Source organism: Microbispora amethystogenes, from assembly GCF_016863015.1.
Classification (GTDB): domain Bacteria; phylum Actinomycetota; class Actinomycetes; order Streptosporangiales; family Streptosporangiaceae; genus Microbispora; species Microbispora amethystogenes.
In genome coordinates this window covers 20786-37963 of the sequence record NZ_BOOB01000024.1, presented here as the reverse complement: position 1 = coordinate 37963, position 17178 = coordinate 20786, and the positions used below count along the sequence as shown (strand labels likewise).

11 protein-coding genes are annotated in these 17178 nt (G+C 70.7%); 6 read left to right on the top strand and 5 right to left on the bottom strand.

The genetic code is table 11. The features are described from left to right. Window positions 1-173: 173 nt before the first annotated feature. Window positions 174-794 (top strand): DUF305 domain-containing protein, encoded by a 621-nt coding sequence (locus Mam01_RS17150; protein ID WP_204286322.1) that lies wholly within the window; start codon window positions 174-176, stop codon window positions 792-794. 49 nt (window positions 795-843) lie between these two features. Here Mam01_RS17150 and Mam01_RS17145 read toward each other — a convergent pair whose 3' ends face one another. After that, on the bottom strand, window positions 844-1824 hold the full coding sequence (locus tag Mam01_RS17145; RefSeq protein ID WP_204286321.1) for a ferritin family protein: 981 nt from the start codon (window positions 1822-1824) through the stop codon (window positions 844-846). A 148-nt stretch (window positions 1825-1972) separates the two neighbouring features. Next, window positions 1973-3460, bottom strand: coding sequence for a hypothetical protein (locus Mam01_RS17140; protein ID WP_204286320.1), 1488 nt, complete (start codon window positions 3458-3460; stop codon window positions 1973-1975). A 231-nt stretch (window positions 3461-3691) separates the two neighbouring features. Between Mam01_RS17140 and Mam01_RS17135 the strand changes: the two genes are divergently transcribed. The 5 genes from Mam01_RS17135 to Mam01_RS17115 all read left to right on the top strand — a co-directional run bounded on the left by Mam01_RS17135 (window position 3692) and on the right by Mam01_RS17115 (window position 10850). Further along, window positions 3692-5998, top strand: coding sequence for a heavy metal translocating P-type ATPase (locus Mam01_RS17135; protein WP_204286319.1), 2307 nt, complete (start codon window positions 3692-3694; stop codon window positions 5996-5998). Window positions 5999-6166: 168 nt separating this feature from the next. Continuing rightward, on the top strand, window positions 6167-7816 hold the full coding sequence (locus tag Mam01_RS17130; RefSeq protein WP_204286318.1) for an ABC transporter substrate-binding protein: 1650 nt from the start codon (window positions 6167-6169) through the stop codon (window positions 7814-7816). After that, window positions 7813-8748, top strand: coding sequence for an ABC transporter permease (locus Mam01_RS17125; RefSeq protein WP_239101381.1), 936 nt, complete (start codon window positions 7813-7815; stop codon window positions 8746-8748). The genes Mam01_RS17130 and Mam01_RS17125 overlap by 4 nt, the downstream gene beginning before the upstream one ends. After that, window positions 8745-9695, top strand: coding sequence for a carbohydrate ABC transporter permease (locus Mam01_RS17120; protein ID WP_204286317.1), 951 nt, complete (start codon window positions 8745-8747; stop codon window positions 9693-9695). Before Mam01_RS17125 ends, Mam01_RS17120 begins: the two co-directional genes overlap by 4 nt. 108 nt (window positions 9696-9803) lie before the next feature. Then, a complete protein-coding gene (locus Mam01_RS17115) occupies window positions 9804-10850 on the top strand; it encodes a LacI family DNA-binding transcriptional regulator (protein WP_239101380.1) in 1047 nt (348 codons plus the stop codon). A gap of 18 nt (window positions 10851-10868) precedes the next feature. Here the strand turns inward: Mam01_RS17115 and Mam01_RS17110 are convergent, their stop codons facing one another. From Mam01_RS17110 to Mam01_RS17100, 3 genes are all read right to left on the bottom strand, one after another. Further along, entirely contained in the window at window positions 10869-12941 is a 2073-nt protein-coding gene (locus tag Mam01_RS17110) for an RICIN domain-containing protein (RefSeq protein WP_204286316.1), read from the bottom strand. A 34-nt stretch (window positions 12942-12975) separates the two neighbouring features. Next, window positions 12976-14919 carry an alpha-L-fucosidase gene (locus Mam01_RS17105; RefSeq protein WP_204286315.1) on the bottom strand — a complete coding sequence of 648 codons (1944 nt, stop codon included), beginning with the start codon at window positions 14917-14919 and terminating at the stop codon, window positions 12976-12978. A gap of 134 nt (window positions 14920-15053) precedes the next feature. Then, entirely contained in the window at window positions 15054-17156 is a 2103-nt protein-coding gene (locus Mam01_RS17100) for a cellulose binding domain-containing protein (RefSeq protein WP_204286314.1), read from the bottom strand. Window positions 17157-17178: the final 22 nt, after the last annotated feature.

Here is a 17178-nt window from a genome sequence, read left to right as displayed (position 1 = left end):
GGGGAACCCACGGATCGCTGGGTAATGTCGCCACTGTCACTACAAGAGTGTGGCGCGCAGTCGCGCTCCGCGACTCTGCGTGATCCGGGTGGGGAAGGCGCGCTCAACGAGCGTCCGCCGTCGAGCTCTGACGACCTGCCATGCCCATACCCGCACACGGAGAGTGTTCGTCCATGAAGCGTCTTGCCGTTCCCGCCGCCCTGATCTCGACCGGCCTGCTGGCCGGTGCCTGCGGCTCCACGGACACCGCCACCCGCGAGGTGTCCTCCATGTCGTCCACGTCCGCGACACCGGCCGAATCGCGGACTCCTGCCACCAGTCCGGCCGCCGATCACAACGAGCGGGACATCTGGTTCGCGCGGATGATGATCCCGCACCACCGCCAGGCCCTGGAGATGGCCAGGCTGGCTGAGGGGCGCGCCGCCGGCGGCAAGGTCAAGGAGCTGGCGAGGCAGATCGAAGCCGCCCAGGATCCCGAGATCCGGACGATGACGGGCTGGCTGGAGAGCTGGGGCGTCGAGGTCCCCGGCGAGGACGGCATGCCGATGGACCATATGGACCACGGCATGCCCGGAATGATGTCCCGCGAGGACATGAACAAACTCAAGGGCCTCGAAGGCGCCACCTTCGACAGGGCGTTCCTGACGATGATGATCCAGCACCATGAGGGCGCCGTCACCATGGCCGAGGAGGAGCAGGGCGCCGGCGTCTACGAGCCGGCCAGGCGGCTCGCCGGCTCCATCATCACCAGTCAGTCCGCGGAGATCAGCACCATGAGGAAGCTCCTGAAGTAGGACTTCCGGGCGGGTGGGCGATGATTCCGTCGCCCATCCGCCTCTGGTGTCAGCTCGACGTGGGGCACTGCCTGCCGAGTTTGGCGACCTTTCCGGAGAAGGCCTTCGCGTGCCTCAGCTCGTCCTTCGCGGTGCCGTTGAGCACTGCGGCCACCTCGGTGTCGCCGGCGGCCGAGGCCTTCCGGGCGAAGCCCGGGTACATCCGCGTGCCCTCGTACGTCTCCCCCTTGATCGTCGCGCACAGGTTCGTCCCGGTGTCGCGGACCGCACCCGCCAGGTTCGCGTGCGCGGCGAAATGCTCGGTGCGCTCGACGGCGGCGGTGCGGTGGAACAGCCTGGCGAGCCTGGGCTGCCCGGTCTCCCGCGCCCGGTCCCCGTAGAGGGTGTATTTGGCGTAGGCGAAGGCCTCGCCCTTCATCGCCGCCCGGAGGTTCTCCAGGGTCCTGGACGAGGAGACCTTGGCCGGGCCGGCCTGGATCTCCACCGGCTCGGCCCGTACGTCGGTCGGGATCGTCGCCCCGGACGACGGGTCGGTGATGGCCTTCCGCGCCTGGCGGAACTTCTCCCGGTGCCTGGCCTCGTCCCGGCCCACCTCGGAGAAGAGCCTGGCGGCCTCCTGGTCGCCGTCCGCCCTGGCCTGCCGGGCGAACTTCTTGTACATCGTCGTCGCCTCGTACGACTCACCGCCGATGCTGTCGCGGAGATTCGCCGCGTTGTCGCCGACCAGGCCGATCAGCTCCGCCTGCTCGGTGAAGTGCTCGCGTAACTCGGTGTGCGCGGTGTGCCGGTACAGGTTCGCGACATCGGGCAGGTTCTCCCGGTCGGCCTGCTTGGCGTAGGCGCGGTAGGTGACGTTCGCCAGCGCCTCGCCCTTCATCGACTTCGTGACGTTGGTACGCGTGGACGGGTCGACGTCGTCCGAACGAGGAGCGGACGCCGCCATCGCGCACCCGGCTCCCACGGACAGAAGGACGACCGTGCCCGCGGTCGTGAGCGAGATTCTCCAGCAGACGAGACCTCGGGTTTCCATGTGACCCCCCGATGAGCGTGCGGTCCGGCACGAGCAGGGCGGTTTCCCGCGTGGTCACCAAGTCGCTACGGAACACCAGCCCTTCTGACGGTGATACCCCGCCGGCCGAATCCCCGGGACTCGCGGTGGTCAAGGATTCGGACGCCGGTCAGGACCGCCGGCCACCGGCGGCGCGGCGAGGGAGGTAGGCGGTGTAGCCGGTGCCCCGGAGCCGGTGGGCCCTCCACGCCTGGACGTAGCCGGGAGGCGGGGAGCTTCTGTCGGCGAGCGCCGCGGTGGGTTCGGTCGCGGCGCGGCGCAGCAGGGCGGCTTCGGTGATGTTGCGGTTGTTGCCGCTGACGTCGGCGGAGGCGCAGCCGGCGTAGTAGCCGATCGGCTGCGAGTGACTGCCGGTGACCAGGCAGGGCGGGCGCAGGCCGAGGCGGCGCAGTCCGTCGGCGACCGCCCGGTAGCGGTCGGCGGTGGCCCGCGCACCGGCGGTCCTCTCCTGGAGCACCTCGTACTGCACCGTCAGGTGCGCGACGAGCAGCGCGGCCAGGACACCCGCGACGACGACCCGGCCGGACACCGGACGGACGGCCCGCACGGTACGCGCCGCCAGCGTGGCGACGAGCAGGGCCAGCAGGGCGTACACGGGCAGGAAGAAGCGCGGCGCGGAGTAGCCGATGAGGAGGAGATAGGGGACGCTCAGCGCGGTGGCGCACGCCGCCGGCAGCACTGTCTCGGCCGCCCGCCCGGTGCGCAGGGCCACCGCGCAGGCCGTCAACGCGAGCACGGGGAGGGCCAGCCACCACAGCGTGAGCGCCGGGTGCGTCAGCGGGACCGCGCAGGGGCGGCACAGCAGAGGCCCGTTGAGGCTTCGCCAGGCGTCTCCCCCGGCCCAGTGCAGGCCCATGCCGCCTTCGGTGGCGCTGGAGGCGTGCAGGCGGGCGCCGACGCCGCCCCATCGCACGTACGCCTCGGCGACCCATTGGGCGGCGCCCGCGGCGAGCCCGCCCGCGACGGCGAGGGCGGGGGCCGGGCGCCGCCAGGCGGGCACCACGCCGCAGGCGGCCAGCAGCGGCGCCGCGAGCCAGACGCCGTCGGAGAACCGGAAGAGCGTGGCCGACGCGACTGAGCCGCCCAGGCCGACGAGCACGCCCCAGGAGGCGCCGGGCCGCTGGGCGCGCAGGAACCAGCCGGTCGCCGCCACCGCCGACAGCGCCACCCACAGGTTGGGCATGGCCTGGGGGCCGTACAGCACGGTGACCCACAGGCCCGCGAACAGCAGGGCGGCGAGCGCGGTCCGGCCGGGCCCGAGCAGCGGGCGCCAGACGCGGTACGCCGCGTAGAGCGCGACGGCCGACAGCAGCGCCAGCACGATCCTGATCACCGGGGTGGAGCCGGTGACGGCCAGCACGGGGGCCGCCAGGAAGCTGATCCCCCGCGAACGCGGCGCGCTGAAGTAGGCGGCCGGATTGCGCGGATCGACCTGGGATAGATACACCGTCTCGTCCCAGCCGAGCCCGAGGAGAGGCGTGACGAGGGCCAGCTGGGCCGTCCCGTAGCCCGCGGCCACGAGGGCGAGCCACGGGATCCGCCCACGCGTCCGGCCCTCCGCCCCCTCCCGCGGCCGGACCGCGGCCCGGATGGTCATGCGCCGATCACTTCGCCGTACGACGGCCGGATGGCCCCGGCCAGGCACAGGAGAAGGGAAGTGGACATCGTCCCCCCGGAACGCGGGCCCATTCGGATCACAGCAGCCTACCGTCGGCCGCGGTTGCCGAGTGGTGACGGTTCGGGGGCCGTTCGGCACTATTCGCCGGCCCGCCGGGGCTGTCGGATGGAGGCGACACTTCGGCGACACTTCCACGCGTGGAGGCTCGACATGCCGTGTCCTCTCGGCGTCCTGGGTGATCGGTGGCGTGAACAGGCGTTCCTGGTGGCGACCGGCGGCGCGCTGGTGGGCGGTGGCGCGGCCTGGCTGGCCGGGGCCACGGCCGTCGCTGACGGGTTCTGGACGGCGGGGACCGCGGTGGCCGTCGTGCCCGCCGTGGTGTGGGTGGCCGCCGCGGTGCGGAAGGGGCGGGCGGGTGTCGACCTGATCGCGGCGCTGGCGCTGGCCGGGACCCTGGCCGTCGGGGAGCACCTGGCCGGGGCCCTGATCGCGCTGATGCTGGCCACCGGGCGGGCGCTGGACGCGGCGGCGGAGCGCCGCGCGTCACGCGATCTGCGTGCGCTGCTGGAGCGCGCGCCGCGCTCCGCCCGTCGCCGCAGCGGCGACGACGTGGTCGTCGTCCCCCTGGCGGACGTACGGATCGGGGACGTGGTGGTGGCCGGCCCCGGCGAGGTGGTGCCGGTGGACGGCCGGATCCTGACCGGGCCGGCGATGCTGGACGAGTCCGCGCTGACCGGGGAGTCCGCCCTGGTGGAACGCGGCGCCGGCGAGGCGGTCCGCAGCGGCGTGGTCAACGCCGGCGCCGCGGTCGACATCGAGGCGACGGCGACCGCCGAGGACAGCACGTACGCGCAGATCGTCCGGCTGGCCGAGCAGGCGGGCGCGCAGCGGGCGCCGGTGGTGCGGCTGGCCGAGCGGTACGCCGCCTGGTTCCTGCCCCTGTCGCTGGGGGTCGCCGGGGCGGCGTGGTGGCTCAGCGGGTCCGCGGTGCGGGCGGTGGCGGTTCTGGTGGTGGCGACCCCGTGCCCGCTGCTGCTGGCCGCCCCGGTCGCGATCGTCTCGGGGTTGTCGCGGGCCGCCCGCCGGGGCGTCGTCGTCCGGGACGGCGGAGCGCTGGAGCGGCTGGGGCGGGCCCGCACCCTCCTGCTGGACAAGACAGGCACCCTGACCACCGGCCGTCCGCGGGTACTGCAGGTCGTCGCCGCCCCCGGCCGTACGCCCTCGGAGGTGCTGCGGCTGGCGGCCTCACTCGACCAGATGTCCGCTCACGTGCTGGCCGAGGCGATCGTCGCGGAGGCGCGGGCCCGCGGCCTGGCGCTGCCGGCGCCGCGGGAGGTGACCGAGGAGCCCGGCCGCGGGGTCGCCGGCACGGTGGACGGGCGGCGCGTGACCGTGGGCAAGACGACGACACCGCTCGACGCCCGGCCCGGCTGGGCTCGCGCGGCCGACAACCGGGCCGCCCTGGACGGCGCCGCCGTCGCCTGGCTCACCGTCGACGGCGCGCTGTGCGGTGCGGTCCTGCTGCTGGACCCGCTGCGGCACGACGCTCCCCGTACGCTGCGGCGGCTGCGCTCGGCGGGGATCGGCCGCCTGCTGATGCTGACCGGCGACCGCGCCGAGCCCGCCCGGGAGGTCGCCGCCGTGGTCGGGCTCGACGAGGTGCGGGCCGAGCAGTCGCCCGCCGACAAGGTCGCCGCGGTCAGGGCGGAGGCCGCACGGGCCGTGACGGTCATGGTCGGCGATGGCATCAACGACGCCCCGGCGCTGGCGGCGGCCGACGTCGGGGTGGCGATGGGAGCGCGCGGGTCCACCGCCTCCTCCGAGGCCGCCGACGTGGTGCTGGTCACCGACCGGGTGGACCGGCTCGCCGACGCCATGGAGATCGCGGTGCGCACGCGGCGCATCGCCGTGCAGTCGGCCGCGGGCGGCATGGCCCTGTCGCTGGCGGCCATGGTGGCCGCGCTGCTGGGCCTGCTGCCCCCCGCGGCCGGGGCGCTGCTGCAGGAGGGGATCGACGTGGTGGTCATCGTCAACGCCTTGCGTGCCGTGCTCCCCCGGCCCGGCGCCGGGCCGGTGCTGGAGCCGGCCACCGAGGACCTGATCCGCCGCTTCGCCGCCGAGCACGACGATCTCGCCGACGTGCTGGACGCCGTACGCGACGCCGCGAGCCTGCTCACCGTCGAGCACGGGCCGCGCGTGCTGGACGCCGTACGGGAGGTCGACCGGTTGCTGACCGAGCGGTTGCTGCCGCACGAGTACGCCGAGGAGCACGAGCTCTACCCCGCGCTGGCCGGTCCCCTCGGCGGACGGGAGGCGACCGCGACGATGAGCCGGGCGCACAGCGAGATCGACCGCCTGGCCCGCCGGATCGGCACGCACGTGAGAGTCGCCGGCGCCGCCGGCCGGTTGCGGCCCGAGCAGCTGGAGGACCTGCGCGCCTGCCTGTACGGGCTGCACTCGGTGCTGCGGCTGCATTTCGTCCAGGAGGAGGAGAACTACTTCTCCCTCGCCCCCTGACCGCCAGGACCGTGATTCTTTCATCGAGGGACAGTCGTCCGACCAGGTCGTCGAAAATTTCGTTTATGTCGTGTTCTTGTTCTTCCCGAAAACGGGTCACTAGTCTCGCGGCGACGGAGAAGCGCTTCGACGACCTCGAAGGGGACGGCCCCCACTGTGAGACCCGAGTTGAACCGCAGAAGCTTCGTCGCCCTCGCCGCGGCGGCTCCCCTGCTCGCCGCCTGCGGTGGCGGGGCGCGGCAGAAGGCCGGCGCGAACACCGGGGCGGGCCTGCGAGCGGCGTTGCCGGCCTACGTGCCCAGCGGCCCGGTCAGGCCGGACATCCCGTCCGTGGCGGGCGGAGCGGGAGCCGCGACCGATCCGGCCTTCCTGACCTACCCCTCCAGCCGGGTCGCCACCGTCCGGGGCACTCCGGGCAGGGGCGGGAGCTACACCGCCGTCACGCCCTTGTGGGGCACGGTGCCACCGGCGGGAAACTCCTTCTACGAGGCCATGAACACGGCCCTCGGCGTCACCCTCACCATGAAGCCGGCGGACGGCAACAACTACAACACGATCGTCCCGACGATGACGGCCGCCAGGCGCCTGCCCGACTGGATCCAGCTGCCGACCTGGTGGAACTCCATCTTCGACGTCGGCGGGCTGGCCGGGACGCAACTCGCCGACCTCACGCCCTACCTGGCGGGCGACAGGATCAAGAGGTATCCGAACCTCGCCGCCATCCCGACCGGCGCCTGGCAGACCGGAGCGTGGGGCGACAGGTTGTACGGCATCCCCTCCTTCTCCAGCGACTTCGTCGTCGCGGGCGCCGTCTTCCACCGCCGGGACATCCTGGAGGCGAAGGGAATCACCCCCGGCCAGGTGCGGTCGGCCGACGACCTGATGAACCTGGGCAAGGAGCTGACGGACGCCGGACGCGGCGTCTGGGCCTTCGACGACGTGTGGACCTATCTCTTCCCCGCCTGGAACGTCCCCCTGACGTGGGACGTCCAGGACGGGAGGCTGATCCACAAGTACGAGATGCCGCAGTTCTTCGAGGCGCTCGACTGGCACCACCGCCTGGCGCGGGCGGGCTACCTGCATCCGGACGCCGTCGCCGGCCGGAACGCGGACGCCGCCACCCGCTTCTACTCGGGCAAGGTGCTGATCAGTGGGGGCGGCACCGGCGCCTGGAGCCTCGCCGACCACCAGTCCGGCACCGCCGCCGACGCGGACTACCGCCGCGGCGCGTTCGACTTCTTCGCCGCCGACGGCACGAGCCCGCCTCGCGTCGCCATGGGACCCTCCACGAACGTCGTCAGCTATCTCAACAGCAGGCTGCGGCCGGACCAGATCGAGGAACTGCTGGCGGTCGCCGACTATCTGGCCGCCCCCTTCGGCTCGGCCGAGTACACGATGGTGAACTTCGGGGTCGAGGGCGTCCACTTCACGATGAAGGACGGGGTCCCGACCGCGACCGAGGACGGCAGTAAGTTCGTCCAGGCGATGACCTTCCCGTTCCTGGCCTCGCCGCCCGCCGTGATCAGCAACCCCGGCGCCGCCGTCGTCACCAGGGACCACGCCGCCTGGCAGGCCGCCAACGTCAGGGCGCTCTACAAGCCGGTCTTCTGGAACATGAACATCGGCATGCCCCGGTCGCTGTCGGCGGCCGATGCCGCGCAGGCCGTCGAGGACGCCGTCAAGGACTGCTACCACGGGAGAACGAAGGTCTCCGAGGTCCAGGCCGCCGTCTCCACCTGGAAGACCGGTGGCGGCGGCGACCGGCTCAAGCAGTGGATGACCGACAACGTGCTGGACAAGTACGGCACGGGCCGGTGACCACCCCTCACCCGCTGCAGGAGCGTCCGGGCCGCCGGATCAGGCCGCGGCGCGACCGCTCCCTGCTGATCATGGTGGCTCCCGCGGTCGTCCTGCTGCTGGTCTTCAACTACGCCCCGCTGTTCGGACTGTTCACCGCTTTCCAGTACTACGACCCGCCGGTCGGGGTCGGGAACAGCGAGTGGGCGGGCTTCGACCAGTTCCGCCGGCTGTTCGCCGACCCGTTGTTCTGGGGCGCGCTCCGGAACACGCTCTGTCTCAGCCTGGTCCAGCTGGTCCTGTTCTTCCCGATCCCGATCGCGCTGGCGCTCCTGCTCAACTCGGTGCTCAGCGTGCGGGTGCGCACCTTCATCCAGTCGGTCGTCTACCTGCCCCACTTCTTCTCGTGGGTGCTGGTCATCACGATATTTCAGCAGATGCTGGGTGGTGCGGGCGCGCTCAACCAGTTCCTGCGCTCGCACGACCTGCAGACGTGGGACATCACCACCGATCCGGGCACCTTCGTGCTGCTGGTCACCTCCCAGGTCGTCTGGAAGGAGGCAGGCTGGGGGATCGTCGTCTTCCTGGCCGCTCTGTCGGCCATCGATCCCGGGCTCTACGAGGCAGCGGCCGTGGACGGCGCCGGACCCTTCCGGCGGATGTGGCACATCACCCTTCCGGGTCTGCGCGGAGTGATCGTGCTGATGCTGGTGCTCCGCCTCGGCGGCGCGCTCTCGGTCGGGTTCGAGCAGTTCCTCATCCAGCGCGACGCGGTCGGCCACGAGACCGCGGAGGTGCTGGACACCTATGCCTTCTACTACGGCATCGGCACGGCCGACTACAGCCTGGGCGCCGCGGCCGGGCTCTTCAAGAGCGTGATCTCGCTCCTGCTCATCTGGGGCGCCAACAGGCTGGCGCATTCCTTCGGCGAGGACGGGTTGTACCGGAGATGACCAAGGTGTTCACCATCGGAACCCGTACGAGTGCGCCGACGACGCCGCGAGCGCGGCGCCCGCCCTGGCAGGAGCGGCCGACCGTCGCGGGCCGGTCCGCCAAGGGCCTCTCCCTCGGCGGGGTGCTGGCGGTCATGCTGGTCCCTCTGTGGATCGTCGTGGTGACCAGCCTGTCCACTCCCGGCGCCGTCAACCGGGCCGGCGGCCTCGTGATCTGGCCGGACGGCCTCACCTTGCAGGCGTACCGGGAGATTCTGACCGACCCGACCGTACGCACCGCCCTGATGGTCAGCCTCGGCATCACGGTCGCCGGCACGGCGTTGTCCATGGTCGTCTCGGTGCTGTGCGCCTACGGACTGTCGCGGCCGGGTTCGCCCGGGCACCGCCTCGTCCTGGCGCTGCTGGTCGTCACGATGTTCGTCAGCGGCGGGCTGATCCCCACCTTCCTGGTGGTGACGGGCCTCGGCGGCTACGGGCGGTGGTGGGCGCTGGTCCTCCCGAGCGCGGTCTCGGTCTTCAACATCCTGGTGCTCCGCGCCTTCTACACGAGGACCTCCGCCGAACTGGTCGACGCGGCGCGGATGGACGGCGCGGGCGACTGGCGGATCCTCTGGTCGGTGGTCCTGCCGGCCTCGCGCGCGGTGACCGCGGTGATCGCCCTCTTCTACGCCGTCGGCTACTGGAACTCCTTCTTCACCGTCATGCTCTACCTGCCGACCGACAGCGAGAAGTGGCCGTTGCAGTACGTGCTGCTCACCTATGTCAACCGCGGGGCCGGGATGCCGGGATCGGTCAACGCGGGCTTCGGCATGGCGTACGCGCGGACCGCTCCCCTGTCGACGCAGATGGCGGTGGTGGTGCTGACCCTGGTGCCGCTCCTGGTCGTCTACCCGTTCGTCCAGAGGCACTTCCGTACGGGGGTTCTCACGGGCGCGGTCAAGGGGTGAAGCACCCGGCCACCACGGGTGCCAGAATGGCTCCAGACCGTCGCGTCGAGGCCGGTCGACTCAGGCGGACGGCGTGACGGACGTGCCGTTGACGAGGGAAGGGCGAACGTGACGGACAACCGATCGGACGGACCCGCGGCCGACGAGCAGAGCTCGCAGGGCGGCGGGCCGGGGTCGGTCACCATCGCCTACATCGCCGAGTCGGCCGGGGTCTCGATCCCCACCGTGTCGAAGGTGATCAACGGGCGCTCGGGGGTGTCGGCCCAGACTCGCGCCCGGGTCGAGGAACTGGTCACCCAGTACGGATACCGCAAGCCGAGCGGAAACCGGAGCAACATCGTGGAACTGGTGTTCCGCGAGCTCGAGAGCATGTGGGCCGTGGAGATCATCCGTGGGGTCGAGCGGGTGGCCCGCAAGAACCGCGTCGGAGTCATGGTCTCGGAGTTCGGCCTCCGCGACTCGGTGGGCATGTCCATCGACGACACGGTCGGACGCCGCCCTCAGTGCGTCCTTTCGGTGGCGCAGCTCGCGCAGGCCGAGCGCGACCAGCTGACCGCGAAGGGCATCCCGTTCGTCGTCTTCGACCCGATCGACGAACTGCCGGACGACGTGCCGTTCGTGGGCGCCACCAACTGGAGAGGCGGCCAGGCGGCGACCCGGCACCTGATCGAGCTGGGGCACCGCCGCATCGCCATGATCAGCGGCCCGGATCACCCGTTCTGCCGTGCCCGGCTGGCCGGCTATCTCTCCGCGCTGGCCGAGGCCGAGCTGCCCGCCGATCCCGGCCTCATCGTCCGCACCCTGCTCACCCGCGAGCACGGCTACGCCGCGGCGCGCGACCTGCTCTCCCGGACCGACCGGCCCAGCGCGATCTTCACCGCGAACGACCTGCAGGCGCTCGGCGTCTACCAGGCCGCCCGCGAGGCGGGACTGTCCATCCCCCAGGACCTGAGCGTGGTCGGTTTCGACGACCTGCCGGTCGTGGCGTGGGTCGACCCGCCGCTGACCACCGTTCACCAGCCGTTGAACGAGATGGCGGCCGCGGCGACCGAGCTGGCGCTGGCCCTCGGGCGCGGCGAGGAGATCACCCAGGTCGGACTGGAGATCGCGACCACCCTCACCGTCCGCGAGAGCACAGCGCCCCCGAAGCGCTGAGCACTCGCCGTCACCGCGTCAGCTTCGGGTCCACTTCTGGTTGTTCGCGCCGGTGCAGGACCAGATCTGCACCTTGGTGCCGTTGGCGGTGCCAAACGCCGAGACGTCCAGGCACTTGTTCGCGCCGACGGCGGTGATGGTGCCATCGGAGTTGAGGCGCCACTTCTGGTTGTTCTGGCCGTTGCAGTCCCAGATGATCACGCTGGTGCCGTCGGCCGTGCCACCGCCGTTGACGTCCAGGCACTTGTTGCCGTACACCCGCAGCTCACTCGCGCCGGTCGCCGCCCACTGCTGGTTGACGCCGCCGTTGCAGTCCCAGATCTGCGTCTGGGCGCCGTTGGTCTGGGAGACGTTGGCGACGTCCAGGCACCGGCCCGAGCCGACGCCCTTGATCGGGCTCGCCGGCGAGGTGCTGCCGCCGGGGCGGCGGTACAGGCCGACCTCGGCGATGGCGGGATTGGCCCGTGCGCCGGTGATCCGCAGCCTCACCTGGCTGGTGCTGACGGGAGAGGCCAGGCGGATCAGCTTCTTGTGCCCGATCGTGGTGTCGGTCGCGATCTGGGTCCAGGAGCTGCCGTTCCACGAGTCGAGCGCGAACGACCTGGTGCGCTGGCCGATGTTCAGGTCCTCCTGCACCGAGATGACGTCGAAGGTCCGCGCCGACGGCAGGGTCAGCACGAGCCCGCCGGTCGTGCCGGTCGGCTGCCAGGAACTGTCCAGGTTGCCGTCCTGCGCGAGGTTCGGGGTGTGACCCGTGCTGCTGGAGGTCCCGCTGTCGTTGGCCACGCCGGCCCCGGCGGCCAGGTTGGTGGCGAACGTCTGCGACACCGTGGTGCCGAACTGGGAGAGGGTGTCGATCGCCGACTGGTCCAGCAGGCCCTGCCGGTTGGGGGAGATGTTCAGCAGGAAGTTGCAGTTGCGCCCCACCGACCCGTAGTAGATCTCCAAGAGTTCGGTCGGGCTCCGCCAGGTCTCGCCGGTCTGCCAGAACCAGTTGTGGCGCGCCGACAGCGTCCCGTTGCACTCCGCGGGGGACCACCGCAGCACGTTCCACGCACTGGTCCCGTCCGACTTGCGCTGGGACAGCACCGCGTCGCTGCCCACGTCGGCGGCGGTGTTGAACCCCGGCACCGGCAGCGCGGTGTCGGCGGCGGTGGCGGGATCGCCGTTGGTCGGCACGACCGACCACTCCGACTGGCGCGCGTAGCCGTTCTCGTTGCCGACCCAGCGCACGTCCGGCCCACCGTCGCCCTCCATGACCGCGTTGGGCTGCAGCCTGCGGGCCATGGTGGTCCAGTCCCTGAAGTTGTAGGGCTGGTTGCGGCCGGTCGGGTTTGCGCCGTCCAACCACAGTTCGTCGATGCCGCCGTAGCGGGTGAACAGCTCGTAGAGCGTGTTCTCGAAGTAGGTGTTGTAGTCGTCGGAGTTGAAGGTGAACGTCACCCCGTTGACGATCTCGGAGGAGTCGGTCGGGATCGTCACCTGCCTGGAGGGGCTGCCGTTGGCGAACTTCCCGCCGGGCTGGTTCTCGTGCAGGTCGGCCGGCGAGACGTACAGACCGGCCTTCAACCCGTACTTGTGCATGGAGTCGGTGAAGCTCTTCACCACGTCACCCTGGCGGCCCTGCCAGGACGAGGACGCGACGCCGAAGTTGCTGTACTTGGACGGGAAGAGCAGGAACCCGTCGTGGTGCTTGGCGGTGAGGATCGCCCCCTTGAACCCGGCGGCCTTGATCGCGGCGGCCCACTGGTCGGTGTTGAGGCCGGTGGGCTGGAACGCGTTCGGGTCCTCGGTGCCGGTGCCCCACTCCCGGCCGGTGAAGGTGTTGATGCCGAAGTGGATGAAGTTGTACTGCTCCAGCCGTTGCCAGGCCAGTTGGCGCGGCGACGGCACGATGTCCGCTGCCTTGGCGATGATCGTGGCGGGCGAGTCCGACGGCGCCACCGGCGCCACCTGGACCGAGGCCGCCAGGGCGGGTGCGGTCGTGGCCAGGGCGGGCACGACCAGCCCCACAAGGGACAGCGCTGTCAGCGTTCTCGTGGCGAGGGCGCGCATCCTCGGCGCGCGCCCGGGCTTGTCGGGGAGGTGCATGGGCGGTCCTTTCCGGAACATGCGGGGTGCGGCGTCAGCTTCGGGTCCACTTCTGGTTGTTCGCGCCGGTGCAGGACCAGATCTGCACCTTGGTGCCGTTGGCGGTGCCAAACGCCGAGACGTCCAGGCACTTGTTCGCGCCGACGGCGGTGATGGTGCCATCGGAGTTGAGGCGCCACTTCTGGTTGTTCTGGCCGTTGCAGTCCCAGATGATCACGCTGGTGCCGTCGGCCGTGCCACCGCCGTTGACGTCCAGGCACTTGTTGCCGTACACCCGCAGCTCACTCGCGCCGGTCGCCGCCCACTGCTGGTTGACGCCGCCGTTGCAGTCCCAGATCTGCGTCTGGGCGCCGTTGGTCTGGGAGACGTTGGCGACGTCCAGGCACCGGCCGGAGTTGACGTCGCGCAGGGCGCCGGTCGTCGTGCTGGGAGAGTTCTTCATCGGCCCGTTGAAGGTCAGTTTCACCACGTACGCGAGCGCCGAGTACGGCTGGCCGGGCAGGGTGATGTGCAGGCCGGAGCTGTCCTGGGTGCGGGTGGGGAGATTGACGTAGGTGCCGGCGGTGCTGCCGATCAGCTCGGCCCTGCTCAGGTTGGACAGGTCCATCCTCCCGGTGGCCAGCGAGGCGAGGTTGAGCGTCGAGCCCGGCCAGCCGAGCACGGTCGCGTACAGGACGGTGTTGTCCTTGCTGCGGGTGTAGCGGATGTCCTGCGGCGTGCCGGCCCGCGGCTCGACGAAACTGCCGCCGCCCATCTTGGTCGGGCCCTCGCCGTAGGTGGTCCAGGCGCGGGTGGCGTAGATCGACTCGCCGTTGCGCTTCAGGTAGCCGCCGATGGCGTTCAGCAGGTCCTTCTGCGTCTGCGGAATCGAGCCGTCGGCCCTGGGCGAGATGTTGAGCAACATGTTGCCGTTCTTGCTCACCCGGTCGATCAGCGCGTGGACCAGTGCGGCCGGGCTGTAGTACGTGAGTGTCGGGGTGTAGGACCACGAGGGGTTGCTGACGGAGTCGTCGGTCAGCCAGTAGGGGGAACGGATGTCGGCGGGGCCGCCGCGCTCGTAGTCGTACACCTCGCCGTTGGTGTTGAAGCCGTCCTTGTACGCCGCGACGACCTCCTTACCCCACGCGTTGGCCTGGTTGTAGTAGTACGACAGGAAGTTGAGCCGCTTGGCCTCGTCGACGAGGTAGAGGCCGCCGTCCTGCCAGATCATGTCCGGCCGGTACCTGTCGACGACCTCCTTCAGCTTGTCGTACCAGAGCTGCTGCTCCTGGGCGTTGGGGAGCTGCCCGTACAGCTTCTTCAGCGTGGTGGTCGGCTGGGTGGGCACGTGGTCGTAGTAGCCGGTGAAGTTGTACAGGTGGTGCAGGGAGACCATGAACTTCACGTTCTTGGCGCGGATCGCGTCGGCGAACAGGCCGACCAGGTCGAGCTTGGGCCCGCGGGCGACCGAGTTCCACTCGTTCACCTGGCTGTTCCACATGGAGAAGCCGTCGTGGTGCTCGGCCACGGGACCGGCGAACTTCGCGCCGGAGTCGGAGACCAGTTGCGCGAACTCGGCGGGGTCGAAGTTGCCACCGGCGGACTTGAGCTTGGGCGTGAACTGCACCCAGTTGCCCGCCTTGTCTCGCGCGCCGTCGATGAAGTTGTGGTACGGCCACACCGAGGGGTCACCGTAGACGCTCTTGTGGTGGTTGTTCTCGCTTGAGCCGTTGATGTACATCGTGCGGGGGTACCACTCGGTGCCGTACTCCGGCGTGGCGAAGGCCCCCCAGTGCCAGTAGACGCCGAACTTGGCGTCCTGGAACCACTCCGGGGCGGCCGGGTGCTGGTCGACCGACGCCCAGGTCGGCTCGTAGACGGAGGGGGCGGCCGTGGCCGTGCCGCTCAGGGACGGAGCGGTGAGCAGGGCTCCGGCGAGCAGGGCGGTGCCGGCGAGAGCGGTTCGCCGGCGTAGCCGGGACAGCGTCGAGGGGGGCATGTCGTCTCCTGATCATGGGATTGGGGTCGTATCGATTCGATGATGGCGAAGCGCCGATCTTGGACAGCTGGGGAGGACACGTGTTGCTCGTACGACCGGGCGGTGCGGGCCGGACGGCCCGCACCGCGGGCGGGTCAGTACGAGTAGGTCGTGGTGCAGACGGTGCCGTTCAGGGTGAAGGAGGCGGGCGGCGGGTTGGCGCCGGTCTGGTTGCCGACGAACCCGAGGCTGACGGTGTTGCCGGCGTTCGGAGCGAGGTAGGTGTTCGAGCCGGCCGGGGTGACGACCACGTGGCTGCCGTTCGTCGAGAAGGTGCCGTTCCAGGTGCTGTCGGAGACCGATTCGGTCGTGGCGGGGAAACTGAACGCCAGCGTCCACCCCGTGATGGGGGTGGGACCGGTGTTGGTGACGCTGATGTTCGCCACGAAACCGCTGCCCCAGCCCGTCGCGAGGGTGTAGGTGACGGCGCAGGTGCTGTCGCGCGGCGTTCCCGTGACGAAGGTGACCGGCGTCGAGGGCATCGAGAGATGGCCCTTCTGGTCGACGGCGAGCACGTTCAGCGTGTAGGAGGTGCCGGGGACCAGGTTCCGCGCGGTGAACGAGGTCGAGGTCGACTCGCCGAGCAGCACGCTGTTGGTGCCGAACTGCTGGTAGACGGCATAGCGGGTGACGGCGCCGCCGGTGGACGGCCGCCAGGAGATGGTCGCGGTGCCGGCGGTGACGTCGCTCGCCACCGGGCTGCCGGGCGCGGTCAGCGTGGTGCTGACCGGGTTGGTGGCCGACGGCGTGAGCTTGAGCGTCACGATCGAGTACGGCGGGATGACCTGCGTGCTCGCGGTGCCCTGCTTGGACGTGGCGATCGCGGTGTAGCCGGAGCCGAGGGTGTGGACGGTCGGCGTGGCATCGCTCGGGGTCCAGCCGTCGTAGCCGAGGTGGACGGTGTAGGCGTTGCCGGGGTCCTGGTTGACCAGTTCGACGCTGAGGCCGCCGTCGGTGTTCCGGGCCGCGTGCACGGTGACGAGCCGGTTGTCGGAGGCGGCCTTGACCAGCGTGTCGCCGGGCAGCGCCACCCTGCTGAGCATCTGCAGCGCGTAGTAGGGCGCGAACGGCGTGTTCAGCGGTGGTTCGCAGACGTTGTCACTGTTGCAGTTGCCGCTCGACAGCAGGCCTCCGTCGCCGTACGACGTCGTCCCGTCGGGCGCGGTGGTGACGTCGCCCATGCCGTTGCGGGTGTCCCAGTAGTCCACGGTGAAGACGCCGTTCTCCAGCGCGGCGAAGTAGACGTCCGCGGTGAACAGGCCGCCGACCTGGGTGTCCGACTGGTAGTTGGACGAGGTCTCGGTCAGCGCGATGCCGATGTTGGGGCCGTTCCGGCCGGCGTACTGGTCGATCTGCCGCCGTACCTGCTCCAGCTCACCGGGAAGCAGCCGCACCTGCTGGAGGACGTCCGCGGCGGTGGTGTGGTTCGGGTAGTAGTGCATGATCACGAAGTCGATGTACGGCCCCGCGATCGACAGCACCGTCTGGTTCCAGGCCGCGGTGTCCCCGTCCCCCACGACGCCGTCGGGCCAGTTGCCCGGATCGGTGACCACGGCCCCGATCTTGATGGTGGGATCGACCGCCTTCATCGCCCGGGCGTACTCCACCACGTTGTTCGCGTACGTGGCCGGCGTCTTGCTCTCGTGGTAGTCGAGCTCCCAGTCGGCTCCGTAGTGACCGTTGCCGAAGATCTCGTTGCCGATCTCCCAGTACTTGACGCCGTACCCCTTGGTGATGTTGGCGTACTTCACCCAGTCGGCGGCCTCCTGGGCCGTGCCGGAGCCGTAGTTCGCTATGAGGATCGCCTGCGCGTCGATGGCCTTGACCGTGCCCATGAACGAGTCGAAGTCCGTCCCCGGCGCGACGTAGCCGCCGCCGGAGACGGTGCTGGTCTTCCAGTGGAAGCCGTCTCCGTACGAGCCGCCGGGATACCGCATCATCCGCACGCCGGCCTTGCCGAGAAGGTCCACCGACGCCGGGGTGTTCATGTTTCCGTCCCACACCGCCTGGTTGAGGCCGTACGCGGTGCCGGGCACGGTGCCGAGGCCCTCACGGGCGTTGACGGTGACCTCGACGGCCGGGGTCGCCGCCTGGGCCACGGTGCCCGGGCTGGCGAGGACGGCACCGGCGAGTGCCACGGCCGCGCCCATGGCGAGCCGGCGCCGCCGGCCGCGACCGCGGAGAAACGACAGGTCCACTGGTTCTCGCTTTCTGGAGTTC

What these genes read in the sequence shown, in the direction of transcription:
- Mam01_RS17145 (WP_204286321.1), bottom strand. Translation starts at nt 1,824, where the DNA reads ATGGAAACCCGAGGTCTCGTCTGCTGGAGAATCTCGCTCACGACCGCG.
- Mam01_RS17135 (WP_204286319.1), top strand. Translation starts at nt 3,692, where the DNA reads ATGCCGTGTCCTCTCGGCGTCCTGGGTGATCGGTGGCGTGAACAGGCG.
- Mam01_RS17150 (WP_204286322.1), top strand. Translation starts at nt 174, where the DNA reads ATGAAGCGTCTTGCCGTTCCCGCCGCCCTGATCTCGACCGGCCTGCTG.
- Mam01_RS17120 (WP_204286317.1), top strand. Translation starts at nt 8,745, where the DNA reads ATGACCAAGGTGTTCACCATCGGAACCCGTACGAGTGCGCCGACGACG.
- Mam01_RS17110 (WP_204286316.1), bottom strand. Translation starts at nt 12,941, where the DNA reads ATGCACCTCCCCGACAAGCCCGGGCGCGCGCCGAGGATGCGCGCCCTC.
- Mam01_RS17105 (WP_204286315.1), bottom strand. Translation starts at nt 14,919, where the DNA reads ATGCCCCCCTCGACGCTGTCCCGGCTACGCCGGCGAACCGCTCTCGCC.
- Mam01_RS17140 (WP_204286320.1), bottom strand. Translation starts at nt 3,460, where the DNA reads ATGACCATCCGGGCCGCGGTCCGGCCGCGGGAGGGGGCGGAGGGCCGG.